Here is a 25,443-nt window from a genome sequence, read left to right on the forward strand (position 1 = left end):
GTGGTTACAGGACTCGGGATTGGTATAAGCTTGGGAGTTCCTGCGGTGTCAAAGCCGTCCGAAAACCTGGGGATCATCACAGTGATCCGGGCCCCCACTGAAAGAGCCATTGGCGCATGACGGAACAACTCGTTATCCACAGGCATGACTACGATGCCGGGAACCAGGGTCTGAGCTGGGCCCGCATTATCGGCATTGCTTTTGTAATTGCTTTGCACCTCACTGCACTGATGATGTTGCTGATCCCTGCAGTGGCGCCGAAGGCTCCGGCAGAGAAGGAGCGCACCACCATGGTCACCTTGGTGGATGCACCGCCTCCTCCCCCGCCGCCGCCGCCGCCGCCGCCGCCGGAAGACAAGCCGCCGCCGCCGGTCAAGAATCTGTCGCCGCCGAAGCCGTCACCGGTTCCGCCGCCGCCGGAAGCTCCGGTGGTCGACGTTCCCGAACCGCGTCCGAGCGATATCGTCACGCCGCCGAGCCCGCCGAGCCCTCCGGCTCCGCCGAGCGACATTGGCGCCAGCGTCGATATCTCGTCCAAGAACATGAACCCGCCGAAGTACCCGCCGGCTGCATTCCGTGCCGGTGTCCAAGGTGAGGTCATCCTGATCGTGGATGTGGATGCCAGCGGCAACGTGACCAACGTGTCGGTCGAAAAGTCCAGCCGCAACCGCGACCTTGACCGTGCCGCGATGGACGCAGCACGCAAGTGGAAGTTCAACGCCTCCACCGTCAACGGGCAGAAAGCCGCCGGACGTGTCCGCGTCCCGGTCAACTTTGCTCTGAACTGATCCCACGGGCCGGCCACGGTCGGCCCAGGATCCTGTCTTCCTTTCGCTCCACCCTTCATCACCACACACAACAAAGGTAAGCGTCATGCTGCAGGAATTCTTTATCGCCGCCGCTGCAGGGGGCTCCAATCCGTCGGCCGCTCTGTCGCAGATGGGCTTCGAGCACTTGATCACCGAAATGACCTCCAGCCCCGGCGACTTCGCCGTGTCCTGGGTCGTGTTGATCACCCTGATCGCCATGTCCGCTGCCTCCTGGTACTGGACTGTCATCAACATCTTCCGTGCCACCCGCTTGAAGAGCGCGGCTGACCGCGTCACCACCGCGTTCTGGGATGCCCCGAATGCACAGGACGCCATCCGCGCCATGGAAGAACAGCCGGCTTCCGAGCCGTTCTCGAAGATCGCGCTGGACGCCGCCCAGGCTGCTGCGCACCACCAGCGTGCCGAAGGCAGCACCGGTGGCCTGGGCGAGAGCCTGAGCCGTTCGGAGTTCGTCGACCGCGCCCTGCGTCAGGCCGTGACCCGCGAAAGCACCAAGCTGCAGTCGGGCATGACCCTGCTGGCCACCGTCGGTGCGACCGCACCGTTCGTCGGTCTGCTCGGTACCGTGTGGGGCATCTACGGCGCGCTGATCAAGATCGGTGCAACCGGTTCGGCCTCCATCGACGCCGTTGCCGGTCCGGTGGGTGAAGCGCTGATCATGACCGCGATCGGCCTGTTCGTCGCAATCCCGGCCGTGTTCGCGTTCAACTTCTTCTCCAAGGTCAACAGCTCGGTGATCGCCAAGTTCGACACCTTTGCCCACGACCTGCACGACTTCTTCGCCACCGGTTCGCGCGTTCGCTAATCCGGTCGTCAAGAACGCCTTCGCAACGATTTAGACGGAGCCCGTTATGGCCTTCAGTAGTGGAAACAGCGGTGGCCCGATGGCCGACATCAACGTGACGCCCCTCGTGGACGTCATGCTGGTGCTGCTGATCATCTTCATCATTACGGCACCGCTGATGTCCCATAAGGTCAAGGTGGAGCTGCCAGAGGCCAACTTGATCCAGAAGGAAGATGCGGAGAAACGCGCCGCGCCGATCACTCTGGCCGTCAAGGAAGATGGGTCGCTGTACTGGAACGACGAGCCGATTTCCAAGGAAGCCCTGGAGTCGCGCCTGTCCACCGCCGCACAGCAGACCCCGCAGCCGCCGCTCAACCTGCGTGGCGACCGCACGACCAAGATGCGTACGATCAACGAGATCACCAAGATCGCGCAGGGTCAGGGCATGCTGGACGTCGGTTTCGTTGCAACCAAAGTGAAGGGGCAGTAAGCCATGGCATTTAGTACTGGTGGAAGCCGTGGGCCGATGGCCGACATCAACGTCACGCCCCTCGTGGACGTGATGCTGGTGCTGCTGATCATCTTCATCGTCACCGCGCCGATCATGACCTACCCGATCGCCGTGGATCTGCCGCAGCGGGTGCTCAACCCGCCACCGCAGACGACCGAACCGCCGCCGCCGATCGAGTTGCGTATCGACGCCAGCAACCAGGTGTTCTGGAACAACAGCCCGACTCCGGTCGATGTGTTGCAACAGAAGATGGAAGAAGTGGTGCAGGCCGATCCGACCAATCAGCCGGAACTGCGCATCGATGCAAATCCGGATGCGGAGTACGAGGTGATGGCCAAGGTGCTGGCCGCTGCGAAGAACTCGCAGATGAAGAAAATCGGCTTCATGCAGCAGTAAACGTATCTGCAAGACCGCAACACAACAGTCATGACGCGACTGCAACGCCACCGGAAACGGTGGCGTTTTTTTATGTGTGCTTCGACCCAAGCGCGTTAATGGCAGCGCTTGTAGACCCTTCAGCGCCCAGCACCCCATTGCCGAGCCGATGCCGTGCCGCCAGCGCACCCGCGTCGAGTTGCCGGTGCAGGTCGCAGGTGTGTGCTCGGCCGTGCAGCACCCACGATCACAGCACGGGAGGCAGTCATGGCTTTCAGTACGACAGGGAATCGGGGACCGCTGGCGGAGATCAATGTCACGCCGCTGGTGGATGTCATGTTGGTGTTGTTGATTATCTTCATCGTCACCGCACCGATGGTGACGCGGACAATCGCGGTGGATCTGCCGCAGCACAGTTCGCAAGTGACCACACGGCCGGAGCCGGCTGCACCAATCGCCTTGCGTGTGGATGCCGACGCACAGCTGTTCTGGAACGCCAACCCGGTGACCTTGCAGCAACTCCAGTCCAGGTTGATCGAGCAGATGCAGGCAACTGCAGGACATCAGCCGGAACTGCGCATCGCCGCCAGTGGGGACGCCGAGTATGCCGGGGTGGCCAGCGTGCTGGCGGCAGCGAAGAACGCGCAAGTGCAGCGCATCGCCTTTGTGCAGTAGTGTTTGTGCAAGCGCGTATTGCGCTTGGCCACGTGCAGTGCATGCAACAACGCGCGATGCGCGTCGCCCAGGCGCCGCATCGCGGCTTCGGATACGACAGGCACGGGGAGTTAACAGAGGTTGTTTCTCACCGGCAGCAGCTGGCCGTCGCTAACCAGGCGCTCGTCGTGATGTTCCTGCGTAGCATCCACCACGCGAACGTGGTTGTCGCCAACCCGGGCATCGATCATCGATGCCGACGTTAGCGCATGGACTCAAGCGCTAACGTGGCTGCCACGCAGGATGTCGACGTACGCGCGCACGCTTGCATCCAATCCCTGGTACAAGGCCTCGCTGATCAAGGCGTGGCCGATGGATACTTCCAGCACCCCCGGCACAGCGGCGAGAAAATCGCCCAGGTTGGCTTGCGACAAATCGTGCCCGGCATTGATGCCCAGGCCTGCGGCACTGGCGCGCTGCGCGGCATCGGCGAACAGCGCCAACGTGGCATCGGCCTGGCCGCTGGCGTGCGCGTGGGCATACGGGCCGGTGTACAACTCGATACGGTCCGCACCGAGCGCGGCTGCGCGGGCGATGTCCGGGTTACCCGCATCGACGAACAGGCTGACCCGGCTGCCCAGCTGCTTGAACGCGGTGATCAGCTCGGCGAGCTGCGTGGTGTCCTGCGCAAAATCGAAGCCGTGATCGGAGGTCAGCTGCCCGTCGCCGTCCGGCACCAGGGTGATCTGTTGCGGGCGCGTGGCACGGCACAATTCCAGCAACCCCGGGTAGCCTGCGCGCGGCGGCGCGAAGGGGTTGCCTTCGATATTGAATTCCACCGCCTGCGCGCGCGTGAGTGCACTGAGCGCCAGCACGTCGTCGGCGCGGATATGCCGCTGGTCCGGGCGCGGATGCACGGTGATGCCGTGTGCGCCGGCGGCAATGCAGGCGCGTGCGGCCTGCACCACGTCCGGGTCGGCGCCCCCGCGCGAGTTGCGCAGGACTGCAATCTTGTTGACGTTGACGCTGAGCTGGGTGGTCATGCGGTGATCAGGCCTGCGGCTCGCTGTCGCGTGCGGCGGCCAGGGCGGCCGACTTGCGTGCTTCTGCCAGCTCGCGCAGGCGGCGCAGCTCGGCCGGGTCGATCATGCTGCTGGTATCGCGTTGGGTGTCGCCCATGCGCGAGGCGAACCAACCGCGCGTCCACAACAGCAGCAGCACCAACGCCACCAGCAGCGAGACCACCAGCAACCACACGTGCGGCGTGCTGAAAGCCAGCACCAGCGCACCCAGTGCCATAAGCAGAAACAGCCAGTGCATGACGCGCTCCCCCGTTGAGTGGCGGCAGTGTAGCGCCGCGCCCGGCGCGGTTCCACGTGGGCGCCTCACCGTTGGTCAGAGCAGCGGCGACAACAGCCGGGCGAAGGCCTCCGGCAGGCGCGAGCGCCATAACGGCCGATGCCGCGCGAATTGCACCTCCTGCGCCTGCTGCAGATCGGTGCCGATCAGCCCGGCCATCTCTGCTGCCACGGCCTGGTCGCGGAACAGCATCGACAACTCGAAATTCAGCCGGAAGCTGCGGCTGTCGAAATTGGCACTGCCGACGATGCAGACATCGTCGTCGGCCAGCAGCGCCTTGGTATGCAGCATGCGCGGGCCGTACTCGTAGATGCGGACACCGGCTTCCAGCAACTCGTCGAAATACGAACGCGCCGCGTAGGTGACCAGGCGCGAATCGCTCACGCGCGGCACCAGCAGGCGCACGTCCAGCCCGCCGAGTGCGGCGGAGGTCAGCGCCATGCGCGCTGCTTCGCCGGGCACGAAGTACGGAGTGACCAGCCACACGCGATGCTTGGCTTCATGGATGGCGGCGACCATCAGGCGGTGGATCGCTTCCCACGACGAATCCGGGCCGGACACCAGCACTTGCGCATCCACCGTGCCTTGCGCGCGGGTGGGCACATCGTCCGGCCACAGCTGCTGGCCGTGGAAGGCCGCGCGGCCCTGGCCCGTGGCATAGAGCCAGTCCTCCAGGAACACCAGCTGCAGACTGCGCACCACATGGCCTTGCAGGCGCACGTGCAGATCGCGATACGCCTGCTTGCGCACCTGTTCGTTCTCGTCGTCGGTGACGTTGATGCCGCCGGTGAAACCCACGCGGCCATCGATGACGATCACCTTGCGGTGGGTGCGCAGGTTCAACCACGGCCGCTTGAATGGCTTGAGCAATTGCGAGGGATGGAACCAGGCGGTTTCCACCCCGGCCTCGCGCAGCGTGCGCAGGGCGCGTCGGGTCATTGCCGATGAGCCGATCGCATCCATCAGCAGCCGCACCTTGACTCCGGCACGGGCACGTTCCATCAGCGCAGCGCAGATCGCGGTACCGCTGTGGTCGGGCTGGAAGATGTAGTACTCCAGATGGATATGGTCGCGTGCGCCCCGGATCGCTTCGATGATGGCGGCATACGTGGCAGCGCCATCCACCAGCCAGTGCACTTCGGTGGCGCTGCTGGGCGCCAGCCCGGTGGTGGACTGGGCGATCTTGGCCAGCTCGGTACAGTCGGCATCCGGCGGGCAGACGCTGCTGTAGCTCTCCATGCCCGAGCGCGAGCGCCCGCGCCGCAGCCGCTGCCGTTTGACCTTTTGCGGGCCCAGCCAGTAGTAGATCAGCAGCCCCAGGTACGGCAGCGCCGCCAGCGACAACACCCAGCTCAGCGTGGCCACCGGTTCGCGCTTCTGCAGCACGATCCAGCCGGCGATCCATAGCAGGTACAGCACATAGGCGGCCAGGAGGAGCGCTTCGAGGTGGGGAATGGTGGCCAGCCACTCCCACGCGCCCTGTGCAAGTGCGAGCATGCGCGGATTCTAAGAGCCGCAGCAGCGGTCTGACCGGCGCCTGGACTGCCGCAGTGCTGCTCGAGCTCCGATGATCGCGCGTGATTGTTCGCAGGATGCTCGGACATCACAACAATCTAATGTGATCAAGCTCGACCTTCGCAAATGACGCCTGGATTGAGGTTTGACGGTAGCCATGAAGGCAGTGACACTCGTGCAGCAGGGGATCGAAACGGAGCTTTTGATGATGAAGATGATCGCAATATTCAGCAGCTTGGTGCTCTTAGGATTTGTCGGAAAAGCCACTGCAAATGACATTCACTTCTGTGATTCGTGCACGCAGACGCAGCGAGGAGTACTAGCCACTCAGCTGACCTCCGGTCTTGGCCAAGTCTACATCGGTGATCGCACTACAGGCGTTCCATACCTCTACACAGTCAATACTGTAAACGGCCCCGTCTCGGTGGCACCACCCGGGATTCAGGAGCAGCCCGTGTCTCAAGCGGATGCCGACCAATTCGCGATCTACTCGTCGGTGTATCGGAGCTATGGAAATATTGGCACGCTCAACGTAAAGATCGACTTGGCGAATGGAACTGTTGCACCGAGTTCGGTCAGCCGAATGGTTGAGGTGGCGTCCGACGAGTCGTCTGCCTTCGCCAGCGCCTTCGACGTACGCCGGGAAGGTGCGACCCGTCAACAAGTCATCCAGTGGCTTGAAAAAAACGACTGGCAAGTGCCCAATACTGGCGAAAATTTCATCTTCTTCATCCAACAGGTTCTCTCCAATGCCTATAAATGGAGGAGTTCGGAGGACTACAGCATCCGCATCGATACCACGTTCAACGACAAGAGCAGAGCGATTTTCGCCTATGATTCCGCAAAGCGCGCCATTGTTTACGTTGAAGCCTACGATTCGGCGGGCAATCTCATTGGGACGTCCAGCAGTGAGCCGATCAATGTCGATTACAGCTCCTACGAAAGCCCGGGCGCAGCATCTCGGCCCGACTACCAGCGCGGCATAGACTGGCTCACGTCAAGTGGTGCAGCCACCATCTCTGGAGGCACAGTCACGGTAGGGAGTGGCACTGTCCTTGTCGGCGATGTGGTCCAGGTCAAATAATGAGGACCATCCGCATCAGGGAGCGCAGGTTAAGCCTGCGCTTTCGTGAAACAGTTCTGCTCGCGGGCACGTTGGCTTGCTCTGTGCTCTTTGTGGCGACTCAAAGCCAGATCGGACTGCTGTGCTATGCAGTAGCTCCCATTCTGCTTTTAGCGTTTTTTGTGCTGCAAGCAGATTTGGTGTGGCGTGGACATAAGGCCGCAGGGGCGGCCTTCATCATGGCTGTTGCTGCTTGGCTTACGTTTTCAGCCCTCGCCACCTATGCATTCTCTGGCTTGGTGCACGCCCACATTTTTTTGGGCACCTGGCTTAAAGCGCTTCTGGGGGCGGGCTTCTTTGCCGCTCTCTTTTCTCTTTCAGTGCTGCTCGCTAGGAAACGATCGATGAGCCTCTATTGCTATTTGGCTGGAAGCCTAGCGGTCGTGATCGCAGTGGCAGCGGTTCATCCGGAAAACTCCGGCGACATCACAGTTCACTGCGAAAGAGGCAGCTGTGCTGCTGGCATCATCGCTTTTTGGCCCGGTGCTTTCCAAGCTGCGGATGGCAACCGCCCTATCTCCGTTGTCCTTCCTCAATCCGGCGGCGATTGACAGTAAGCAATCCCGGTCGATCGGTCCAACATTGCAAATAAACATAGCCTAATGATTGGATGTGCGCTGCTATTTCGGATCCGGGGCTTCAACGTGGCGAGGTGCAATTAACCCCGATCTCGGAATACCCGCCTATCTCCCCATAACGATAGGAGACACTGCGATTCTTAGCCAGACTCGAACTAGCATCGCAAACCGCACAGAAAAATTAAAAAAGATTAAGCTGCGGCGTGTCCGGTCTGGGTGGACGGAACTGCGTGGTATCGAGCCTGGGCAGCCGCCCGAATCCAAGGCGCCGATACGCGATGGAAAACCGCTGCGCGATCAGTTCTGCAAACGGGCCTTCGCCGACCATGCGCTTGCCGAAGCGGCTGTCGTAGTCCTTGCCGCCGCGCATCTGCTGGATCAGGCTCATGACATGCTTGGCACGATCGGGATAGTGCAGCTCGAGCCACTCGCGCCATAACTGGGTGAGCTCGTGCGGCAGGCGCAGCAACACGTAGCCGGCCGAACGTGCGCCGTGGGCTGCGGCCGCCTCCAGGATGCGCTCCAGTTCCTTGTCGTTGATCATCGGGATGACCGGAGCGACCAGCACGCCCACCGGTACGCCGGCAGCGTGCAGCGCCTGCATCGCGCGCAGTCGCGCGTGCGGCGCGGCGGCGCGCGGCTCCATCTTGGCCGCGAGGCGATTGTCGAGCGTGGTGACCGAGAAATACACCGACACCAGGTTGTGCTGCGCCATCTCGGCCAGCACATCGATGTCGCGTTCGATCAACGCTGCCTTGGTCACGAAGCTGACCGGGTGACGGGCCTGCGCAAGCACTTGCAGGCATTGCCGGGAAATGTGCAGGCGCCGCTCGGTGGGCTGGTAGGCGTCGGTATTGATCCCCAACGCGATCGGCGAGCACTGGTAGGACGGGCGTGCGATCTCTGCGCGCAGCAGCGCTGCCGCATTCGGCTTGGCGAAGATCCGCGTTTCGAAATCCAGCCCTGGCGACAGATCCAGATACGCGTGCGAGGGCCTGGCAAAGCAGTACACGCAGCCGTGCTCACATCCCCGGTACGGGTTCACCGACTGCGAGAAGCCGATGTCGGGCGAGTTGTTGCGGCTGATGATGCTGCGCGCGATTTCCTCGGCCACCACGGTCTTGGGACGCATGGCGGCCTCGCCGTCGGCATCGAGCGCGCCCCAGCCATCGTCTATCTCGACGGCGGTGGTGACCGCGAAGCGGCCGGGCACGTAGGCGGTGGTGCCGCGCCCCTTGATGACCGTACGCGAGCTGCGGACATCGCGCTCAGCTGCCGCGCTCGTGCCGGGGAAAGAGTTCTTCTGCATGCCGTTAGTATTCTTACTAACGAAGCCTGGTGCAAGCAACGTGTACCGGTCCGAGGAGCGAGCACAACCGCTACGACGCGGTGCAGGGCGCAGTCGCAGCGGGGGAATGGAGAATCGGGAAACGGGAAACGGAAACGGGAAAGCAACAGCAACAGCAACAGCAGAAAGCGCCGCCGTTGCGATTCCCCATTCCCTATTCCCGATTCCCTAATCCCCGCCGTAAAGCGCCTGCGCCGACTGAAACAGAATCCAGCTGGTGGCAATGAACTTGTCGCCGCCGACCGGGCGGTTGCCGCGGTGGGTGTGGGTGAAGGCGGTGGGAGCGATCAGTAGGCTGCCGGTGCGTGGGCGCGCCTTGCGTTGCTGGAACAGGAATTCGGTTTCGCCCTGCTCGAATTCCTCGTTGAGATACAGCGTCCACAGCAGATGGCGATGCAGCGTGTCGGCATTGGCATCGCGCGGATACAGCTCGCAATGCCAGTACGGGTAGCCGCCCTGGTCGGCGGTATACCACTGCAGATTGATCGCACCCGGGCGCAGGCAGGTGCGTGCCAGATCGCCCAGCGCCTGGTCGCTCATCTGCACGATATCCTCGGCCACCAGGCGATGCGCTGTGCCATCGGCCATGGTGACCTGCAGCATCAGCGGTGAAATCAACGCCTGCGGATACTGCCGCAGATACGTGAGCACGCCATCGAACACGGCCTGTTGCAGGCGGTTTTCCACTTCCGCCCATTCGGCCATCCCACTGATGCGCAAGTCGCGGCTGTGTTTGAGGTCGGGAAAGACGCCGCCACCGATGCGGCCGGGATGCAGCTGCTGGCTCTGGCGCATGCGCTGCACGATGGCCACGCACTCTTCGCGCGCGATGGCGTTGTCGGTGATCTGGATGAAGTCGGGTTGGCTCATGCGCCTGACCATAGCAATCCGGCGCGCCGGCTGCAGCGTTCGACAGGCCTTGCGTGCCGGCGGGATCAGCACGCGAAGTTGTCGGGATCACCCGTGTGTGGCCCGGTAGCGTCACCGCGCACGGTGGGCAAGCGCGGTGACGAGGGGATGTGTCCTGCCTGCTTTGCTTGTTGCTTGTTGCCCGTTGCCCGTGTCGTGGGTGGAGCATGCAAGGCGCCAAAGAAAAACCCCGCCGAAGCGGAGTTTTTCGTCACGCAACGCGTGCTGCGGCGATCAGAACTTGTAGTTGATCGAAGCGGCCAGCACGTCGCCCTTCACGTCGTAGCTGCCGGCCAGACGGTCGCCGGTGGCGCTGCGGGTGTCGCTGGTCGGGTCGCTGGTGAACAGGTGGGTGTAGCCGAAGTTGTACTCGGTCTGCGCCGACGGACGCCAGCTCATACCCAGCGAAACCCACTTGCGGCTCGCGTCCGGCACGCGCACGTCGCGGTGTTCGGCCGTGGTCGGGGTCTGGTCGTACGCCAGGCCGCCGCGCAGGGTCACCGTGTCGCTCATGCGGTAGTCGGCACCGATCGAGGCGAAGGTGGTGTCGCGGTAGGAGAAGTCCAGCACGCTATCGGGCTGGTTGGAGGCGAAGTCCACGGTGACCTGGTCGAACTTGCTCCAGGCGGTGCGGGTGACGTCGGCCATGATCGACCACTGCTCGTTCACGTTATGCGTGAAGCTGGCGGTGGCGCTGGCCGGCAGCTTGACGGTGGCGCGGCCCTTGGTGTCGACGAAGGTACCCGGCGCGGCTACGCCCAGCACGGCGGCAGCACTGCCCGGCACGGTGAAGTCGGCGGTGCCGTCGGTGATCTTGTGTTCCACCTGCGAGCGGTAGCTGAAGCCGATGTGGGTGTTCTCGTCGATGCTGAACAAGCCGCCCAGGGTGAAGCCCACTTCGGTGCTGTCGCCCTTGATGCGCGAGTAGCCATCGGCGCTGCCCGGCGCGAAGCCCGGCACGCGGCGCGCAGCCAGCACGCTGCCGAAATCCACGGCGTTGGCCAGGTCGATATCCAGACGCTCGGCGAACACCGAGGCACCGAAGGACACGTACGGGTTCACGTCATAGGAGAACGCGACGTTGAAGTCGATCGCCTGCAGCTCGGTCTTGGTGCCGTGGTAGCGGCCGACCCAGTCGCGGTCGTATTCGGTCTTGAAGCCGAACGGCACGGTCAGCGAGGTGCCCAGGTGCATGTTGTCGTTCTCGCCGAACGGCACGTGGAAGTACATCGCCGGGACCGGCGCGATCATGCCGGCGTCGCCGCCGTTGCCGCCGGAGACCGGAGCGCCGTTGGCGTAGGCCGCGGTGTCGGGCTGGAACTTGGCCGAGAAGCTGATGGCGCTGACGTCGGCCTGGAACAGGCGACCGTCCAGCTGGCGCATGCCTGCCGGGTTGTTGGCGATGATGGAGGCATCATCCGGGGCGCTGCCCGAACCTGCGAATGCGCGGCCAAGGCCCTTGGCGCTGTTTTCCTTCAGCTGGAACGCGGCGCCGTGCGCCTGACCAACGGCCAGCACGCCAGCGATACCGACGGCCAACAGGGTGGCGCGGCTGAGAGTGGAAGCGGTAGACATAAGTTGTAGCTCTCCGGATAAGGACTGCAATGGTCGGTTCAGCGCCCGCGTCCAGCACCAATCCAGTGCCCGGAGCGCGCCGGAGACCCCCCCCCGACATACGACGCCGTACGCAGTATACCCATGACGATTAACCGAACAATAACGAGGCGCGCGCTGAACGTGCCGTCAGGTTAGGGCTGGGTTCAGCAGCGTGGACCGGCTATTGTCGCCGTCCGATGTTCGTCTCTCTTCCTTCCCGCAAGAAACCCACCCCGCGCTGGGCAGTGCCGTTGCTGTTCGCCACGGTGTGGCTGGCGTATCTGTGGTCGATCAGCCGGCCGGGCGAGGCGCGCAATACGTTGTGGCTGGACTGGGGCGCGCTCTCCAGCGGGGTCTCCAATCTGGGCGACTGGTGGGCCACCTTGCGCGACGGCAGCGTGCTGCGCCTGTTCACGGCGCTGTTCCTGCACGCGGACTGGTCGCATCTGCTCGGCAACCTGGTGTTCCTGCTGATCTTCGGGCTGCCGGCCGAACGCATCCTGGGCCCGTGGCGGTTGTTGCTGCTGTTTCTGGTCGGCGGCGCGGCCTCCAACCTGGCGGCGATCTTTGCCATCGGCACGCCGGACCGGGTGATCATCGGCGCCTCGGGTGCGGTGTCGGCGTTGATCGGCACGTATCTGGCGCTGTTTCCGGGCGCCAAGCTGGGCGTGGTGCTGCCGCTGGGCGTGTTTCTGGAATTCATTCGTGTGCCGGCGCCGCTATTGATCGGCGCCTGGGCACTGCTGCAGGTGGTGTTCGCCTATATCGGCCCGGCGTTCGGCATGGTGGCGTGGTCGGCACACATCGCCGGCTTCGTGTTCGGCATCGTGTACGGCCTGTACGTGCGCGCGGCAATCGCGCGGCGGCTGCGCAAGCGCCACGGTTTCTGAGCCGCGCAGCATCCGGGCTGTAGCGGCAGGCCGCACCCCATGCGTGGCCGAGGTACCGGCACGATGCTGCGCACGTCGCTGTCCAGGCGCGCGCCTATAATCGTGTGCATGTCCAAGTCTCTGTACAAAGTCACCTTCCTCAATCACGGCAAGGTGTATGAGCTCTACGCGCGTGAGGTCACCGGCAGCCATCTGTGGGGCTTCAACCAGATCGGCGAGCTGGTGTTCGACGTGCACGACGGGCTGGTGGTAGACCCCACCGAAGAACGCCTGCGCGAGGAATTCGGCAATACCAAGACCTTGCACCTGCCGATGCAGAGCATCGTGCGGATCGAAGAAGTGGAGAAAAAAGGCCAGTCGGTGATTCGCGATGCCACCACCGGCGACAAGGTGGTCACCCCGTTTCCCTCGCCGATCAAGCCACGCTGATGCGCATTGTGGTGCCCGACGACTACCAGGGCGCCGTCGCTCAGCTGCCCTGCCTGCAGCAGATGCAGGGCCACCCGGTGCAGGTGCTGGGCGCGTTGGGCGCGGAGCTCGACGCGCGTGCCGCATCTCTGGCCGACGCCGACGCATTGGTATTGATCCGCGAACGCACGCGCGTGGATGCGGCGCTGCTGCAACGGCTGCCGCGGTTGAAACTGATCAGCCAGACCGGGCGCGTTGGCGCGCATGTGGATGTGGCGGCGTGCACCGCATCGGGTGTGGCGGTGGCCGAAGGCGTCGGCTCGCCGGTGGCGCCGGCCGAGCTGACCTGGGCGCTGATCCTGTCGGCCAGCCGTCGGCTGACCGACTACCAGCATGCATTGCAGCAGGGACGCTGGCAGGCGCTTGGCGATCCCGGCCTGGGCCGCGTGCTGCATGGGCGCACGCTGGGGATTTGGAGTTATGGGCGGATTGGCCAACGCGTGGCCAGCTTCGGGCGCGCGTTCGGCATGCAGGTGCTGGTGTGGGGCGGGCCGGCATCCTGTGCGCAGGCAGCGCGCGATGGGTTCGCGGTTGCGGGCAGCCGCGAGGAACTGTTCGAACGCAGCGACGTGCTGTCGCTGCATCGGCGCCTGACTGCGCAGACACGTCATGACATCACCGCACAGGATCTGGCGCGCATGCGCGCCGACGCGTTGCTGGTCAACACCAGCCGTGCCGAGTTGATCGCCCCTGGCGCCCTGCTCGCTGCGTTGGACGCGGGCCGGCCGGCGCAGGCCGCGCTGGATGTGTTCGAGCACGAGCCGGTGCTGGACCCGCGCGATCCGCTGCTGCGGCATGCGCGCGTGCTGGCGACACCGCATCTAGGGTACGTGGAGCGCGACAGCTACGCGCTGTATTTCGCCGCGGCGTTCGACAACGTGCTGGCGTTCGCGGCGGGCACACCGCGCAACCTGGTCAATCCTGAGGTGTTGGCCACAACCCAGCGGGTGTGATTCCCCGCTGGGTCAACGCGGCTTGCAAGCAGCCGACCAGCCGCGCGCGCTGCTGCCAGGTGAGCGGCGATTGATGTTGGGTGCCGCATGCACCACTCCCACACCAATCCTCTGCGAGACGACCAAACCCGCCTGACGACGGGCCACGACGTTGCATGGGCCGCTCTCAGTTGGCCGGTTCGGTGGACGCTGGCGTGTCCTTTGGCGGCGCCGGCTGCACCGGTTCGGCTGGCGCTGCGGGTGCAGTGGCCGGCTTGGCCTTGCCTGCCGGTTCGGCCGATGTGGGCTTGTCCGTGGTCGCCGGGCGCGCTGCGGCGGGCTTGGGATCGGCACCGGTCTTGGCTGGCTTGGCCTTCTGCGCGGCCTGCGCCTTGGCTTTGCGTGCAGCCTGCGCCTTGGCGACGGAGCCGGGTTGCTTGAGTTCGGCCAGGGCTTCGGCGATCGGGCCGTCGCCCGGCAGCACGTCGCCGGCGCTGTAGCCCTCTTCGCCTTCGTCGTCGCCGCGCAGGTGGCCCGGCAAGGTGGCTTCGCTGTAGTCGGTCAGGCTGGCCGGCACATCGGCATCGCCGGGCTGCGGTTCGGGGGTGAGCAGTACGTCCGGCATGATGCCGCTGGCCTGGATCGACTTGCCGCTGGGGGTGTAATAGCGCGCGGTGGTGAGCTTGACCGAGTCGCCGTTATCCAGCGGCAGCACGGTCTGCACCGAGCCCTTGCCGAAGGTGCGACTGCCGATGATGCGTGCGCGCTTGTTATCGCGCAGCGCGCCGGCCAGCACTTCCGACGCACTGGCCGAACCGGCATCCACCAGCACCACCACCGGTGCGCCGCTCAGCAGATCGCCCGGAGTGGCGTCGAACTTGGCATCGCTGATCGAGATGCGCCCGCGCGTGCTGACGATATTGCCCTTGTCCAGCAGATCGTCGGCCACCTGCACCGCCGAGGTCAGCAGACCGCCGGGGTTGCTGCGCAGGTCCAGCACCAGCCCGCGCAACTTGCCGCCGGCCTGCAGCTGCTTGAGGTTCTTCTGGAAATCGGCACCGGTGTCGGCCTGGAAGGTGCTGATGCGGATGTAGCCGTAGCCCGGCTCCAGCAGCTTGCTGCGCACGCTGGCCACGCGGATGGTTTCGCGCTGAAGGGTCACATCGAACGGCTTGGGCGTCTTGTCGCGCATGATGGTCAACACGACCTTGCTGCCGGATTCGCCGCGCAGCGGCTCCATCGCCTTGCTGGCATCGATCGGCTTGCCGTCGATGGCCACGATCACATCGCCGGCGCGGATGCCGGCGCGCGCGGCCGGGGTGTCGTCGATCGGCGCGATCACCTTGAGGGTGTTGTCCTGCTGCTGTAGCAATTCCACGCCGATGCCGTCGTAGGCGCCGGTGGCCTGTTCGTCGAAGGCTTCGGCATCTTCCTTGTCGAAATAGGTGCTGTGCGGGTCCAGGTCCGAGAGCAGGCCGCGCACGGCGGAGTGCATCAGCTTCTTGTCTTCGACCGGGTCGACGTAGGCCTGCTTGACCGCGTTGTAGACCGCCACGAAACGGCGGATCTCATCCAGCGGCACCTTGGAAACAGCGGCTTCATTGGCTTCCGGATCGTCCGCGCTGGCCTGGGCGGCGGCGGGGCCGGCCTTCTGCGCCCAACCAGGCGACGCGAACAGGGCCAGCGACAGGGCAACGGACAGGACGGCTACGCGCATGAAGCACTCCGACAAAGAGATAAGGCGCCCCGCAGCGCGGAGCTGACCGGATTATGCGCGAAGCAGCGGTAAATCCGCGTTGAATCGCGGGCGGTGCGCGGCGCTCAGCGGCGTTGCAGCCAGCTCGATGGATCCACCGGCTGCCCGTTGCGTCGCAATTCGAAGTACAGCGCCGGCACGCCCTGCCCGCCCGAACTGCCGACCTTGGCGACCGCGTCGCCACGTTTGATCGATGCGCCGGCATCGCGCAGCAAGGTGTCGTTATGCGCATACAGGCTCATGTAGCCGTTGCCGTGGTCCACGATCAGGATCATGCCGTAGCCGGTCATCCAGTCGGAAAACACCACCGTGCCATCGGCCACTGCGGTCACGGTGGTGCCCTTAGGCGCGCCGATCAGCACGCCCTTGCTGGTGTGGCCATCGGGCAAGGTGGCGTTGAAGCGCGCCAGCAGATTGCCCGCCACTGGCCAGCTGAGCCCACCGACCTTGGGGGCCGGTGCGTTGGCGACCACCTTGGGCGGGGTCTTGCCGGGGCGATCGGAACGCTCGGTTTTGCTGCGTTTGGCCTGCGCGGCGGCTTCGGCGGCAGCGCGTTTTGCGGCAGCGCGCCGTTCGGCTTCGGCCTTGGCGGCCGCTGCGCGCAGATTGGCGAGCAGTTGTTCCAGCGCCTTGGCGTCCTGGCCGATTGCCTTTTCGCGCTCGGCGCGCTGCTTGTAGCGATCGTCCAGCTGCGCGACGGTGGCCGCCTGTTGCGAGCGGTCCTTCTGCAGCGTGGCCGCCTGCGCCTTCTGCTGCGCGCGTGCGGCATCCAGCGCCTGGCGCCGGGTGGCGATGTCCTGTTCCACTTTCGCCAGGGTATCCAGTTGCGTGGTCAGGGCGTGGATGCGTTGCGCACGTGCGTTTTGCACATAGCGGTGATCGGCCAGCATGCGCGTGGCATCGCCCACCGTGTCCTGCGACAGCAGCACCTTCAACGGTGCATTGCGGCCCACCTGATCGGCAGCGCGCAACAATGCTGCCAGCTGCGTGCGCTGGCTCTGCAGGCCGCGCTGCAACTGCGCGCGTTCCTGCTGCAGGGTGGACAGATGCTGTTCCTGCGCGCGCATCGCCGCTTCGGTTTCGCTCAAGGCGCGTGCGGTCTTGGCCACTTTCTCGTCGGCCTGGCGTAGCTGTTGCGCAGCAGTGCCGCGTTTGCCTTCCAGTTCGCGCCGATCGGCGCTGATGGTCTTGAGCTCATCGCGCAGCTGCTGCAGTTTGCGCTCGGTCTCGCGCTGGCTCTGCGCGCTTGCGCCCACGCTGCCCAGCAACGTGCAGGCCAGCACACCCGCCGCCAGCCACATCCGCCCACGGCCGGTGGCGGGAGCGAGCGGCAGGCGCGGCAGCGGTGCGGACGAAGGGGGCAACGAAAGATCCAGTGACTTCAGGCAGGTGCGCGATTGTAGCCAAGCATGATGTGATCGCCGCCACGCCCCAGACTACCGCCGCCGCGCGAGGTTCAGCATGAAGCCCCAAATTCTCCTCCTGGCACTGTCCCTGGTCTGCACGAGCGCCTGGGCCGATGAGGACGTCAGCAAGGTCAACGGCAAGATCAGCGCAGATGCCGGCAAGACCTACGGCGCCCTGGAAACGGTCAACGGCTCCATCGAGATCGGTGCCGGTGCGCAAACCAAGAACGTGGAAACCGTCAATGGCGGCATCCGCATCGGCGACAACGCGCGAACCGGTGGCGTGGAAACGGTCAACGGCTCGATCACGCTGGGCCAGAAAGTCACCGTGTCCGGCGGGCTGGAGACGGTCAACGGCAGCATCCTGGCCGAGCGTGGCAGCCAGATCAGCGGCGGCGTGGAAACGGTCAATGGCAGCATCGGGCTGGTGGGAACCGAGCTCGGCAAGGGCATCGAAACGGTCAACGGCGACATCACTGTCGGGGTGGGCTCGCACGTGCGCGGTGGCATCGAAGTGAGCAAGCCGAGCTTCGGTTTTTCGTTCCAGCCCTCGCGCAAGCCGCGCGTGGTGATCGGCCCGGATGCGGTGGTCGATGGGCCGTTGCACTTCGAGCGCGAGGTCAACCTGTACGTGCACCGCAGCGCCAAGATCGGCGCGGTGAGCGGCGCCACCGCGCGCAGCTTCGATAGCGACGTCGCACCGAAGGACTGACCGACGCAGCACGCACCTGCCGGTGCGTGCGCCGGATCCAGGGCGCCCGCTCCAGGCGCCCTGCCCGGCCCGCCATGCAACCGCAGCACACGCAGCCGCGCGCTCACCCCGCCGTCCGACGCACGCTCTAAGATCGGGATTCCGCCGCACGAGGAGTTCCGATGCCCCGCAAGATCCTGTTGTGCCTGGCCGCGACGCTGGCCCTGGCCGGCTGCAAACGCGAACCCGCCGCTGCGCCCGGCGCGCCTGCCGCGCAGACGCCGACCGAGCGCGCGCCCACCGCGCCGGTCAGCCGCCACACCTTCTCCCCGGAAATGACCACGGGCGACTTCGCCGAACTGGTCAAGACACTGGCGTCGGACGACTTCGAAGGCCGCGGCCCGGGGACGCCGGGCGAAGAAAAGACCGTGACCTACATCCGCGACCAGATGCAGCGCATCGGGCTGCAGCCGGGCAATGGCGACAGCTGGTTCCAGGAAGTGCCGATGGTGGAAACCACCGCCGATGCATCCACCGCGCCGAGCCTGCGCAGCGGCGAGCAGACCCGCACACTCGCCTTCGGCACCGACATCGTGGTCGGCACGCGCACCGGCCAGGCCGAGGTCAAGCTGGACAACAGCGAGCTGGTGTTCGTCGGATACGGCGTGGACGCACCCGAGCAGCAGTGGAACGACTATGCCGGCCAGGAGTGGAAGGGCAAGACGGTGGTGATGTTCGTCAACGACCCGGGCTTCCACACCGACGATGCCAAGTTGTTCGATGGCAAGCGCATGACCTACTACGGGCGCTGGACCTACAAGTTCGAAGAAGCCGCACGCAAGGGCGCGGCTGCGGCGTTGATCGTGCACGACACGCCCGGCGCCAGCTACGGCTGGGACGTGGTGAAAAATTCCTGGTCCGGCCCGCAATACGACTTGCCGGCCAAGGACGACCCCGACCCGCGCCTGCCGGTGCAGGGCTGGATCAGCGCCGAAACCGCCAAGCAATTGTTCGCCAACGCCGGGTTGGACCTGGCGCAGGCCTACAAGGACGCCAGCAAGCGCGGCTTCAAGCCGGTGCCGTTGAAGGCCAGCTGGTCGGTCGATCTCAAGAGCACCATCGCGGCCAAGACCTCGCGCAACGTGGTCGGCGTGCTGCCGGGCACCAGCCACGCCGACGAGGCGGTGCTGTACATGGCGCACTGGGACCACCTGGGCAAGCATCCGGGCGAACGCGGCGACAACATCTACAACGGCGCGGTGGACAACGCCACCGGCGTGGCCGGCATCCTGGAAATCGCCGATGCATTCGCGCACCAGGATCCCAAGCCGGCGCGCTCGGTGGTGTTCCTGGCGGTCACGCTGGAAGAATCGGGCCTGCTCGGTTCCAAGTATTACGTGGCCAACCCGAGCTTCCCGCTGGACAAGATCGCGGCGGTGATCAATCTGGATGCGATGTCGGTGGCCGGGCGCGCACGCGATGTCACCGTGGTGGGCATGGGCAGCTCGGAGCTGGAGGACATCCTCAAGCCGATCGCTGCCATGCAGGGGCGCACCCTGCACGCAGAAGCCACCCCGCAAAGCGGCTCGTACTTCCGCTCGGATCACTTCAACTTCGCCAAGGCCGGCGTGCCGGCGTTGTATGCCGATGGCGGCGAAGACCTGCGCGAGGGCGGCACTGCCGCCGGACGTGCCGCGGCCGAGGACTACGGACGCCATCGTTATCACGCCCCGGGCGACGAATACGACGCCTCCACCTGGAAGCTCGATGGAACCATCGAAGACCTGCAGGTGGTCTATGGCGTGGGCAAGGAGGTCGCTGCCGGCGAACGTTGGCCCAACTGGTACCCCGGCAACCCGTTCAAGGCCGCGCGCGATCGCATGATGGCCGGCAAGCCTGGCGCGAGCGCGGCGACCGCGCAGCCGGCCGACGCTGACAGCGCGGCCACGCAGACGCACAAGGCCCAATCTCCACGCTGAGGCTGCCGCGCCGTCATTGCCGCACGGTGTGGCACGGTGTGGCACGACTGCATCAGCGGCCTGCCTTGCGCGACCATCGCTGGAAACCAATCTGTTACGCAAAAGGCCTCCCACCGGAGGCCTTTTGCATTGTTGCCTCATATGAGGCCTCTGGCGATCAGCCACGCCACATCGTGCAGCTGCGATCTTGCGCGATCAGGGGCCTGCTGCACTGACCTTACATCTCAGCCCATGGATGGGACGCATGGCCATGCGGCAATCGCGCATTCTCTGCGACGCTCGATCTACCCTACCCGCCTGGCAGACGAACGAGACGTGCGCCACTCAATCGTTCTCCACGCTCACCACGTGACCGTCTTCCGGATCCACGTGCAGTTCGACTTTCTGCCCGTTGCGCTTGGCATCGGCCTTCCACAGGCCATCCTTGAACTTGAGGTCGTGCACATCGGCATAGCCGCCGGTGGAGAGCGATGCGCGCACGTCGGCTTCGCTGAGCTTGGAGGTGGTCTGGTCGCCATAGACGCGGCCGGTCACCGGATCGATGTGCACGTCCACGTCCTTGCCGTCGCCGCTACGCGCGTCTGCCGTCCAGACGCCATGCTCGAACTTGACGTCGTGCACCTTGGTGTAGCCCTTTGCGGTGAGCATGCTGGTGACCTCACCGGAGGTGAGCGCCTTGGCCGGCTTGTCGGCCGCCTGTGCCAACGCACCCTGCGACAGCAAGGCAAGGGCGCCGATCAGTGCGGTCTTCATCAATCGCTGTGTCATGGGAATGCTCCTGCAGTGAAGTGCGCTCATGCTGGAGGGCGGCCTATCGCCATCAGGTGAAAAACGGGCAAGCGGCCGCAACGAAAGTTCAGTTAGCTGAAACGCCGAGGTGCTTGCTCACCTGCGATGCACGCGATGTTTACATCGACGCGGATGTCGCGGCTGAGCACGCATCGTGTGTTATCCACGATCGCAATCGCAGCAACGTGCGTGTGCTTCTCACCTTGCCGACGCCGTGTGCTCGCGCGCGCTGCGTGCGCTGGAAAAGCCGCCTTGCGGCGGCTTTGCTTCGCATCAGCGTGTCGTGCGTGCAGCGGATGTGCTTGTTGCCGAGGTCGATGCAGCGGAGCTGCGCGCCACGGCAGTCGCAACCGGTGCACGCGTGGCGAGTGCGGCCTGTGGCGACAGGATCGCCATCTGCGGCTTGTCGGTGCCGTCCTTGTTGGGGTGCACGTTGTACGCGTAACTGAGGTTCCACCACGAACCGGCCGCCCACCAGGTCCAGCCCAGCCACACGTCTGCATTGGTTTCCATGTGTGCCAACATGCCTTGCAGCGCCTGGTTGCACACCGCATTGTTGGCGGTGCCGAATTCGCCCAGAAAGCCGCGCTTGCGGTTGGTGCGCAGCCACTGCGTGAAGTTGCGCAGGCGCTCGGCGCCGATGGTGCTGCTGACACAGGTGCTGCTGGTGCCGCTGGAATCGGCATCCAGATACTGGTGCACTTCGAAGGCGTAGCGATTGAGCGGGTCGTAGATGGCGGTCAGCGCGGTGGCGTTGGAATAGCCATCGTTCGTGGGGGAATACCAACTGTGCGCGCCGGTCCACAATGCGCCGGGCACCAGGATCAGGTTATTGGCACCGGTCCTGCGGATGGCATCGATGGCGGCCTGCGCTGCGCCGGCCCATTCGCTGGCCGAAATATTGTTGGGCTCATTCATCAGCCCGAACATCACCGCGTTGTCGCTGTTGAATGCCAGTGCCAGACGACGCCAGAGATCGGTAAACGTGGCCACCGGTACTTCCGGGCCGCCGATCTTGTAGCCGTAATACTTGGCGTAGTTGTGGATATCGATGAGCAGATACATACCGGCTGCCTTGGCGCGTGCCACCGCCTGCTGCAGCAACGCGAGCTGTGCCGGGTCCAGTTCGCCGTTCGCGGTGGGCTGCAGCCGCTCCCACAGGATGGGCAGGCGGATGGTATTCATGCCGACACCGGCGAAATAGGTGTAATCGTTGGTCGCGGGGTACATATAGTCCTTGTTGAGGACTCCGGGCTTCTTGGAAGATGCGTACTCGGCACCTGACAGATTGACGCCGGCATAAGTGAGCGCGCGCGTCTGCGCGTGGGCCAGCGACAGGCTCCCGAACACGATGAAAAGCAGCGTAGAGCGCAGTAGCGCGCGCAACGAAAAGCAGACAGCAGACATGACACAACTCCTCAGACGGGGGGCGATGCAGGTAAGTGCATGCGCGTTACGCGCGATGCACTGCATCGGTCTAAGTCAATGCATCAGCCGTGCCCAATTGCTGCCGGTGGCCAGTTCAGCGCCAATATGCGAACTGCATCGCAGTCACACTCCGCAAGGCGCGTTGTCGAGATTGATAGGCCGCACAAAAGCGCGAGATATGGGCCGGTATTTGCGCAAGTGCGGCACGGGTTCGTCCGTGCTGTCGACTTTGCGTCGTATGGAAGCGCCTGCCGTCAGTGGCATGACGTCATGTCCATGACGCCATGCCGCATTGAAGTGCCACCGAGGTTGCAGGCATAGGCTGCCTCGATCTTTCCGCGAAAAGACCAGGAAAAGTGGCCAATCGCGGCAATGCTCAGCCCGGTAGAAAGCGCGCTCGCTACCGGATGGAAGAGCGACGTGTGATGACGATTGCCTGCGGCGCCCGCACGTGCCTGCACTGGCGCTGTCGTTGCGAACAGCAGCGAAAGCACCTGCGCGCGGGCGTCAGGCGGGCGCCGCAGGCGTTTGCGTGGACACATCTACGGTGTGGTTTGCGTGCCATCCGCGCCCAGCTGACGACTATTTGCTAGGCGCGTTGGTCGCGCTTAATCGGTAATCCGGCGCGCACGTGGGCCCAATATCGACATCTGCGGCTTGTCGCGCCCCTGCGCATCCGGTTGCACGTTGAACGGATACGCCCTGCTCCACCACGCGCCTGCCGCCCACCAGGACCAGCCCATCCACACATCGCTGTTGGATTCCATGTAGCCCAGCATGCCGTTGAGCGCGAGATTGCAGGTGGCCGTGTTGCCGGTACCGAATTCGGCAAGAAACCCGCGTTTTTTGTTCAGGCGCAGCCATTCGGTGAAGCTACGCAGGCGCTCGACCCCGATCGTGGCACTGACGCACCCGCCGCTGGTGCCGCTGGAATCGGCATCCAGATATTGATGCGCTTCGATGGCATACCGATTGAGCGGGTCGCGAATGGATGCCATCGCCACTGCATTGGATTGCCCGGCCACTGTGGAGTACCAGCTATGCGCGCCTGTCCATAACGCACCCGGCACCAGAATCAGATTGTTTGCACCGGTTTTACGAATGGTGTCGATCGACGCCTGCGCGGCTCTTGCCCACGCTTGCGGATCGATGTCGTAAGGCTCGTTCATCAGCCCGAAGATCACGGCGTTGTCGCTCTTGAACGCGATCGCCAGCCGTCGCCATAGATCGTTGAAGGTGCTGATCGGCACTTTCGTGCTGCCGATGGTGTGGCCGTAATACTTGGCGTAGTTGTGCACATCCACGATCACGTACATGTTGGCCGCCTTGGCGTTGGCGACCGCCTGCCGGATCAACGCCAGCTGCGCCGGATCCAGCTCGCCGCCCGCTTTTGGCTGCAGCCGTTCCCACAGGATCGGCAGGCGAACCGTGTTCATGTGCTTGCCGGCGAAGTAGGCGTATTCGTCGGCCGCCGGATAGTGATAACCGATGTTGAGCACGCCGGGTTTTTGCGAGGATTTGATCTCGGCGCCGGATAGATTGATGCCTGCATACTTCAGGCCGGAAGTGCTTTGCGCCTGCGCGAGCGGCATGAGGGCAAGCAATAGCAAAGACAGCGCGCGGCAACGCGGCCGGCGCGTACGCGTGGTGAGGGATTTCATGGGGGAACTCCTGAGACTTCTGCGTGCGAAAGACCTGTGCAAGGACGGCGCGCTGATGCGGGTATGAGCTCGTTCGATGTAAGACAGCAACGCGTCCATCACCAGACTAGGCGTATACGCCCGCACAAACCACGGTTGAGAGGGATCAATCGGCCAAGCTGTGCAGTGACCCGCAGTTCTTGTGTTAGAGCGCGCACGCATGGCGCGAACGTACCGCACCGTTTGCACACGCTTCAAACAGTGGCGCGCATCGCCTGCGCGATGGCGTGCTGTACATCGCGGGCGAATGCAGCTGCATTCGTGCAATGCCTTTGCGCTGCAGCGCCTATCTGTCCATCACGATGGGTTGCCTGATTGGCGATGCTGTCGCCGGGCAATGCCAGCCACAGCGGCAGACAGTGCGCAGGTTTAGTGCGGACGTCGACGCGATAGCGCGGATTGGATGAGATCGCTCGCGCGTCGTCCATGCATCGTGGCGCGCAGGCGTCGCATCAGGGCGTCGCCGAGACGGCAGCCTCGCACTGCAAGTTGCACCAGCGCATGGACGATATGGCCAGCGCTCGATACCGGGCTGTTGCATGTCATCGAACAGCGCACATCGGCAACACGCAGCGCGTGAGCTGGCGCGCGATTGCCTCTGCCTTCTGCTGCCCGCAGCGAGCCAGCGGCGGTCTGCCCTTCTCCGAAGCAGGCGGCCCCACGCGCTGCGGCAATGACAAAAAAGTGGCCGCAACACTGGTTGCGACCACCTCTGGCTGCGCCGCTGCTTACTTGCCGGCGCGGCGTGCGTACTTGCTCAGGATCGCCATCTGCGGCTTGTCGCTGCCGTCCTTGCCCGGTTGCACGTTGAAGGGATAGTCCGGCTTCCACCAGGCGCCCGCCGCCCACCAGGTCCAGCCCAGCCACACGTCGCTGTTCTTTTCCATGTAGGTCAGCATGCCTTCCAGCGCCTTGTCGCAGACCGGATTGTTGGCCGTGGCGAATTCGCCCAGAAAACCCTTCTGCTTGTTCTCGCGCAACCACGAAGTGAAGCCCTGCAGCTTTTCTTGGCCTACCGAGTCGCTGGTGCACACCGGCTTGGTGCCGCTGTAGTCCTTGTCCAGGTACTGATGCGCTTCGAAGGCCAGGTTGTTGCCCGAGTCCTTGAGGATTTCCAGCGCCTTTGCGTTGGAGACGCCGTAGCTGGTGCTGCGCCAGCTGTGTGCGCCGGTGTAGGCGGTGCCCGGCACCAGGATCAGGTTCTTCGCGCCGGTCTTGCGGATCGCGTTGATCGTCCCCTGCGCGGCATTGGCCCAGTCGGGTGCGGAAATGCCATTGGGCTCGTTCATCAGCCCGAAGATCACCGCCTTGTCGTCCTTGAACTCCAGCGCCAGCCGGCGCCACAGATCGGCCAACGCGCCGGCCGGCACATCGCTGGTGCCGATGCGCTTGCCGTTGTACGTGGCGTAGTTGTGCAGATCCAGGATCAGGTATTGCTTGTTGGCCTTGGCTGCTTCAAGCGACTTCTTGATCAAGCCCAATTGGGCCTGGTCCAGCTGACCATTGAGCTCGGGCTGCACGCGTTCCCACAGAAACGGCAGGCGGATCGTATTCATGCCTTTGCCGGCGAAATAGCTGAAATCCGAGGCGGCAGGGTAGGTGTAATCCTTGAACAAGGTGCCGGGCTTCTTGCGCGAGTTGAACTCGGCGCCGGACAGATTGACTCCGACATACTTCAGGCCGGCGGTGTCCTTCTTCGGGCCGGGCGGCTCCTTGGCCTGGACCAGTGGGGTGGCGGCGAGCAAGGTCAACGCGAGCGCGGCGATGCGCAAGCGGGGAAAGTGCGGGGGAGTGCGGAACATGGGAGTCTCCTTCGGCATCG

Annotated in this window: 25 protein-coding genes and 1 pseudogene; 13 read left to right on the forward strand and 13 right to left on the reverse strand. The window is 64.3% G+C overall.

The genetic code is table 11. The annotated features are described in order from the left end of the window. Positions 1–116: 116 nt before the first annotated feature. From LN450_RS20715 to LN450_RS20740, 6 genes are all read left to right on the forward strand, one after another. Entirely contained in the window at positions 117–788 is a 672-nt protein-coding gene (locus LN450_RS20715) for an energy transducer TonB (protein ID WP_005912443.1), read from the forward strand. An 85-nt stretch (positions 789–873) separates the two neighbouring features. Then, positions 874–1,635, forward strand: coding sequence for a TonB-system energizer ExbB (gene exbB / locus LN450_RS20720; protein WP_005912445.1), 762 nt, complete (start codon positions 874–876; stop codon positions 1,633–1,635). A gap of 46 nt (positions 1,636–1,681) precedes the next feature. Next, positions 1,682–2,104, forward strand: a complete 423-nt coding sequence (locus LN450_RS20725) for an ExbD/TolR family protein (protein WP_005912447.1) — start codon at positions 1,682–1,684, stop codon at positions 2,102–2,104. A 3-nt stretch (positions 2,105–2,107) separates the two neighbouring features. Beyond that, complete coding sequence (locus LN450_RS20730; protein WP_005912449.1) at positions 2,108–2,521, forward strand: ExbD/TolR family protein; 414 nt, start codon at positions 2,108–2,110, stop codon at positions 2,519–2,521. Positions 2,522–2,767: 246 nt separating this feature from the next. Continuing rightward, positions 2,768–3,175, forward strand: coding sequence for an ExbD/TolR family protein (locus tag LN450_RS20735; protein ID WP_011345775.1), 408 nt, complete (start codon positions 2,768–2,770; stop codon positions 3,173–3,175). 41 nt (positions 3,176–3,216) lie between these two features. Then, the gene (locus LN450_RS20740; RefSeq protein WP_126955141.1) at positions 3,217–3,420 is read left to right on the forward strand and encodes a hypothetical protein; all 204 of its coding nucleotides are present in this window, start codon (positions 3,217–3,219) and stop codon (positions 3,418–3,420) included. 9 nt (positions 3,421–3,429) lie between these two features. Here the strand turns inward: LN450_RS20740 and LN450_RS20745 are convergent, their stop codons facing one another. The 3 genes from LN450_RS20745 to cls form a co-directional block, all read right to left on the reverse strand. Further along, positions 3,430–4,197, reverse strand: a complete 768-nt coding sequence (locus tag LN450_RS20745; protein WP_011345776.1) for a pyridoxine 5'-phosphate synthase — start codon at positions 4,195–4,197, stop codon at positions 3,430–3,432. Between the two features lie 7 nt (positions 4,198–4,204). Continuing rightward, complete coding sequence (locus LN450_RS20750) at positions 4,205–4,474, reverse strand: hypothetical protein (RefSeq protein WP_008572960.1); 270 nt, start codon at positions 4,472–4,474, stop codon at positions 4,205–4,207. A gap of 75 nt (positions 4,475–4,549) precedes the next feature. Continuing rightward, positions 4,550–6,010 (reverse strand): cardiolipin synthase, encoded by a 1,461-nt coding sequence (gene cls / locus LN450_RS20755; protein ID WP_011345777.1) that lies wholly within the window; start codon positions 6,008–6,010, stop codon positions 4,550–4,552. Between the two features lie 472 nt (positions 6,011–6,482). On the opposite strand from cls, the gene LN450_RS20760 reads away from it, so the two are divergent. Next, positions 6,483–7,112 (forward strand): hypothetical protein, encoded by a 630-nt coding sequence (locus LN450_RS20760; protein ID WP_005927202.1) that lies wholly within the window; start codon positions 6,483–6,485, stop codon positions 7,110–7,112. Then, positions 7,112–7,702, forward strand: coding sequence for a hypothetical protein (locus LN450_RS20765; RefSeq protein ID WP_011345779.1), 591 nt, complete (start codon positions 7,112–7,114; stop codon positions 7,700–7,702). The genes LN450_RS20760 and LN450_RS20765 overlap by 1 nt, the downstream gene beginning before the upstream one ends. Positions 7,703–7,910: 208 nt before the next feature. On the opposite strand, the gene LN450_RS20770 is transcribed toward LN450_RS20765, so the two are convergent. From LN450_RS20770 to LN450_RS20780, 3 genes are all read right to left on the reverse strand, one after another. Next, entirely contained in the window at positions 7,911–9,038 is a 1,128-nt protein-coding gene (locus tag LN450_RS20770) for a PA0069 family radical SAM protein (protein ID WP_011345780.1), read from the reverse strand. Positions 9,039–9,245: 207 nt separating this feature from the next. Beyond that, positions 9,246–9,947 carry a 2OG-Fe(II) oxygenase gene (locus tag LN450_RS20775; RefSeq protein ID WP_039418701.1) on the reverse strand — a complete coding sequence of 234 codons (702 nt, stop codon included), beginning with the start codon at positions 9,945–9,947 and terminating at the stop codon, positions 9,246–9,248. A gap of 273 nt (positions 9,948–10,220) precedes the next feature. Continuing rightward, on the reverse strand, positions 10,221–11,561 hold the full coding sequence (locus LN450_RS20780; RefSeq protein WP_011345782.1) for an outer membrane protein transport protein: 1,341 nt from the start codon (positions 11,559–11,561) through the stop codon (positions 10,221–10,223). A 218-nt stretch (positions 11,562–11,779) separates the two neighbouring features. On the opposite strand from LN450_RS20780, the gene LN450_RS20785 reads away from it, so the two are divergent. The 3 genes from LN450_RS20785 to LN450_RS20795 all read left to right on the forward strand — a co-directional run bounded on the left by LN450_RS20785 (position 11,780) and on the right by LN450_RS20795 (position 13,893). Further along, on the forward strand, positions 11,780–12,472 hold the full coding sequence (locus LN450_RS20785; protein ID WP_003482177.1) for a rhomboid family intramembrane serine protease: 693 nt from the start codon (positions 11,780–11,782) through the stop codon (positions 12,470–12,472). A gap of 108 nt (positions 12,473–12,580) precedes the next feature. After that, the gene (locus tag LN450_RS20790; protein WP_008572943.1) at positions 12,581–12,901 is read left to right on the forward strand and encodes a DUF1820 family protein; all 321 of its coding nucleotides are present in this window, start codon (positions 12,581–12,583) and stop codon (positions 12,899–12,901) included. Continuing rightward, positions 12,901–13,893, forward strand: a complete 993-nt coding sequence (locus LN450_RS20795) for a D-2-hydroxyacid dehydrogenase family protein (RefSeq protein WP_011345784.1) — start codon at positions 12,901–12,903, stop codon at positions 13,891–13,893. Before LN450_RS20790 ends, LN450_RS20795 begins: the two co-directional genes overlap by 1 nt. Before the next feature lie 166 nt (positions 13,894–14,059). Here the strand turns inward: LN450_RS20795 and LN450_RS20800 are convergent, their stop codons facing one another. Both LN450_RS20800 and LN450_RS20805 read right to left on the reverse strand, forming a co-directional pair. Continuing rightward, positions 14,060–15,589 carry a S41 family peptidase gene (locus tag LN450_RS20800; protein WP_011345785.1) on the reverse strand — a complete coding sequence of 510 codons (1,530 nt, stop codon included), beginning with the start codon at positions 15,587–15,589 and terminating at the stop codon, positions 14,060–14,062. A 104-nt stretch (positions 15,590–15,693) separates the two neighbouring features. Further along, the gene (locus LN450_RS20805; protein ID WP_170808603.1) at positions 15,694–16,992 is read right to left on the reverse strand and encodes a murein hydrolase activator EnvC family protein; all 1,299 of its coding nucleotides are present in this window, start codon (positions 16,990–16,992) and stop codon (positions 15,694–15,696) included. A 97-nt stretch (positions 16,993–17,089) separates the two neighbouring features. On the opposite strand from LN450_RS20805, the gene LN450_RS20810 reads away from it, so the two are divergent. After that, complete coding sequence (locus LN450_RS20810) at positions 17,090–17,746, forward strand: DUF4097 family beta strand repeat-containing protein (protein WP_003482163.1); 657 nt, start codon at positions 17,090–17,092, stop codon at positions 17,744–17,746. Between the two features lie 161 nt (positions 17,747–17,907). After that, the gene (locus tag LN450_RS20815; RefSeq protein WP_011345786.1) at positions 17,908–19,704 is read left to right on the forward strand and encodes a M28 family metallopeptidase; all 1,797 of its coding nucleotides are present in this window, start codon (positions 17,908–17,910) and stop codon (positions 19,702–19,704) included. Between the two features lie 324 nt (positions 19,705–20,028). On the opposite strand, the gene LN450_RS20820 is transcribed toward LN450_RS20815, so the two are convergent. The 5 genes and pseudogenes from LN450_RS20820 to LN450_RS20840 form a co-directional block, all read right to left on the reverse strand. Next, on the reverse strand, positions 20,029–20,472 hold the full coding sequence (locus LN450_RS20820) for a PepSY domain-containing protein (RefSeq protein WP_011345787.1): 444 nt from the start codon (positions 20,470–20,472) through the stop codon (positions 20,029–20,031). A gap of 294 nt (positions 20,473–20,766) precedes the next feature. Beyond that, positions 20,767–21,900: a glycoside hydrolase family 5 protein gene (locus tag LN450_RS20825; protein WP_011345788.1), complete on the reverse strand. Its 1,134-nt coding sequence runs from the start codon at positions 21,898–21,900 to the stop codon at positions 20,767–20,769. Between the two features lie 629 nt (positions 21,901–22,529). Continuing rightward, positions 22,530–23,582 (reverse strand): glycoside hydrolase family 5 protein, encoded by a 1,053-nt coding sequence (locus tag LN450_RS20830; RefSeq protein WP_011345790.1) that lies wholly within the window; start codon positions 23,580–23,582, stop codon positions 22,530–22,532. Positions 23,583–23,714: 132 nt separating this feature from the next. Beyond that, a pseudogene (locus LN450_RS23375) lies at positions 23,715–24,116 on the reverse strand (hypothetical protein); the annotation flags it as partial. 233 nt (positions 24,117–24,349) lie between these two features. After that, positions 24,350–25,423 carry a glycoside hydrolase family 5 protein gene (locus tag LN450_RS20840; protein ID WP_011345792.1) on the reverse strand — a complete coding sequence of 358 codons (1,074 nt, stop codon included), beginning with the start codon at positions 25,421–25,423 and terminating at the stop codon, positions 24,350–24,352. Between the last annotated feature and the right edge of the window lie 20 nt (positions 25,424–25,443).

It is taken from the genome of Xanthomonas euvesicatoria pv. euvesicatoria, assembly GCF_020880415.1.
Classification (GTDB): Bacteria; Pseudomonadota; Gammaproteobacteria; order Xanthomonadales; family Xanthomonadaceae; genus Xanthomonas; species Xanthomonas euvesicatoria.

Excerpts from the sequence above, each read along its gene's own strand:
- LN450_RS20765 (WP_011345779.1), top strand. The coding sequence starts at position 7,112 with ATGAGGACCATCCGCATCAGGGAGCGCAGGTTAAGCCTGCGCTTTCGT.
- LN450_RS20730 (WP_005912449.1), top strand. The coding sequence starts at position 2,108 with ATGGCATTTAGTACTGGTGGAAGCCGTGGGCCGATGGCCGACATCAAC.
- LN450_RS20775 (WP_039418701.1), bottom strand. The coding sequence starts at position 9,947 with ATGAGCCAACCCGACTTCATCCAGATCACCGACAACGCCATCGCGCGC.
- LN450_RS20815 (WP_011345786.1), top strand. The coding sequence starts at position 17,908 with ATGCCCCGCAAGATCCTGTTGTGCCTGGCCGCGACGCTGGCCCTGGCC.
- cls (WP_011345777.1), bottom strand. The coding sequence starts at position 6,010 with ATGCTCGCACTTGCACAGGGCGCGTGGGAGTGGCTGGCCACCATTCCC.
- LN450_RS20745 (WP_011345776.1), bottom strand. The coding sequence starts at position 4,197 with ATGACCACCCAGCTCAGCGTCAACGTCAACAAGATTGCAGTCCTGCGC.
- LN450_RS20715 (WP_005912443.1), top strand. The coding sequence starts at position 117 with ATGACGGAACAACTCGTTATCCACAGGCATGACTACGATGCCGGGAAC.
- LN450_RS20780 (WP_011345782.1), bottom strand. The coding sequence starts at position 11,561 with ATGTCTACCGCTTCCACTCTCAGCCGCGCCACCCTGTTGGCCGTCGGT.
- exbB (WP_005912445.1), top strand. The coding sequence starts at position 874 with ATGCTGCAGGAATTCTTTATCGCCGCCGCTGCAGGGGGCTCCAATCCG.
- LN450_RS20790 (WP_008572943.1), top strand. The coding sequence starts at position 12,581 with ATGTCCAAGTCTCTGTACAAAGTCACCTTCCTCAATCACGGCAAGGTG.
- LN450_RS20800 (WP_011345785.1), bottom strand. The coding sequence starts at position 15,589 with ATGCGCGTAGCCGTCCTGTCCGTTGCCCTGTCGCTGGCCCTGTTCGCG.
- LN450_RS20735 (WP_011345775.1), top strand. The coding sequence starts at position 2,768 with ATGGCTTTCAGTACGACAGGGAATCGGGGACCGCTGGCGGAGATCAAT.
- LN450_RS20810 (WP_003482163.1), top strand. The coding sequence starts at position 17,090 with ATGAAGCCCCAAATTCTCCTCCTGGCACTGTCCCTGGTCTGCACGAGC.
- LN450_RS20825 (WP_011345788.1), bottom strand. The coding sequence starts at position 21,900 with ATGTCTGCTGTCTGCTTTTCGTTGCGCGCGCTACTGCGCTCTACGCTG.
- LN450_RS20725 (WP_005912447.1), top strand. The coding sequence starts at position 1,682 with ATGGCCTTCAGTAGTGGAAACAGCGGTGGCCCGATGGCCGACATCAAC.
- LN450_RS20750 (WP_008572960.1), bottom strand. The coding sequence starts at position 4,474 with ATGCACTGGCTGTTTCTGCTTATGGCACTGGGTGCGCTGGTGCTGGCT.
- LN450_RS20785 (WP_003482177.1), top strand. The coding sequence starts at position 11,780 with ATGTTCGTCTCTCTTCCTTCCCGCAAGAAACCCACCCCGCGCTGGGCA.
- LN450_RS20740 (WP_126955141.1), top strand. The coding sequence starts at position 3,217 with ATGCAACAACGCGCGATGCGCGTCGCCCAGGCGCCGCATCGCGGCTTC.
- LN450_RS20795 (WP_011345784.1), top strand. The coding sequence starts at position 12,901 with ATGCGCATTGTGGTGCCCGACGACTACCAGGGCGCCGTCGCTCAGCTG.
- LN450_RS20830 (WP_011345790.1), bottom strand. The coding sequence starts at position 23,582 with ATGAAATCCCTCACCACGCGTACGCGCCGGCCGCGTTGCCGCGCGCTG.
- LN450_RS20770 (WP_011345780.1), bottom strand. The coding sequence starts at position 9,038 with ATGCAGAAGAACTCTTTCCCCGGCACGAGCGCGGCAGCTGAGCGCGAT.
- LN450_RS20840 (WP_011345792.1), bottom strand. The coding sequence starts at position 25,423 with ATGTTCCGCACTCCCCCGCACTTTCCCCGCTTGCGCATCGCCGCGCTC.
- LN450_RS20820 (WP_011345787.1), bottom strand. The coding sequence starts at position 20,472 with ATGACACAGCGATTGATGAAGACCGCACTGATCGGCGCCCTTGCCTTG.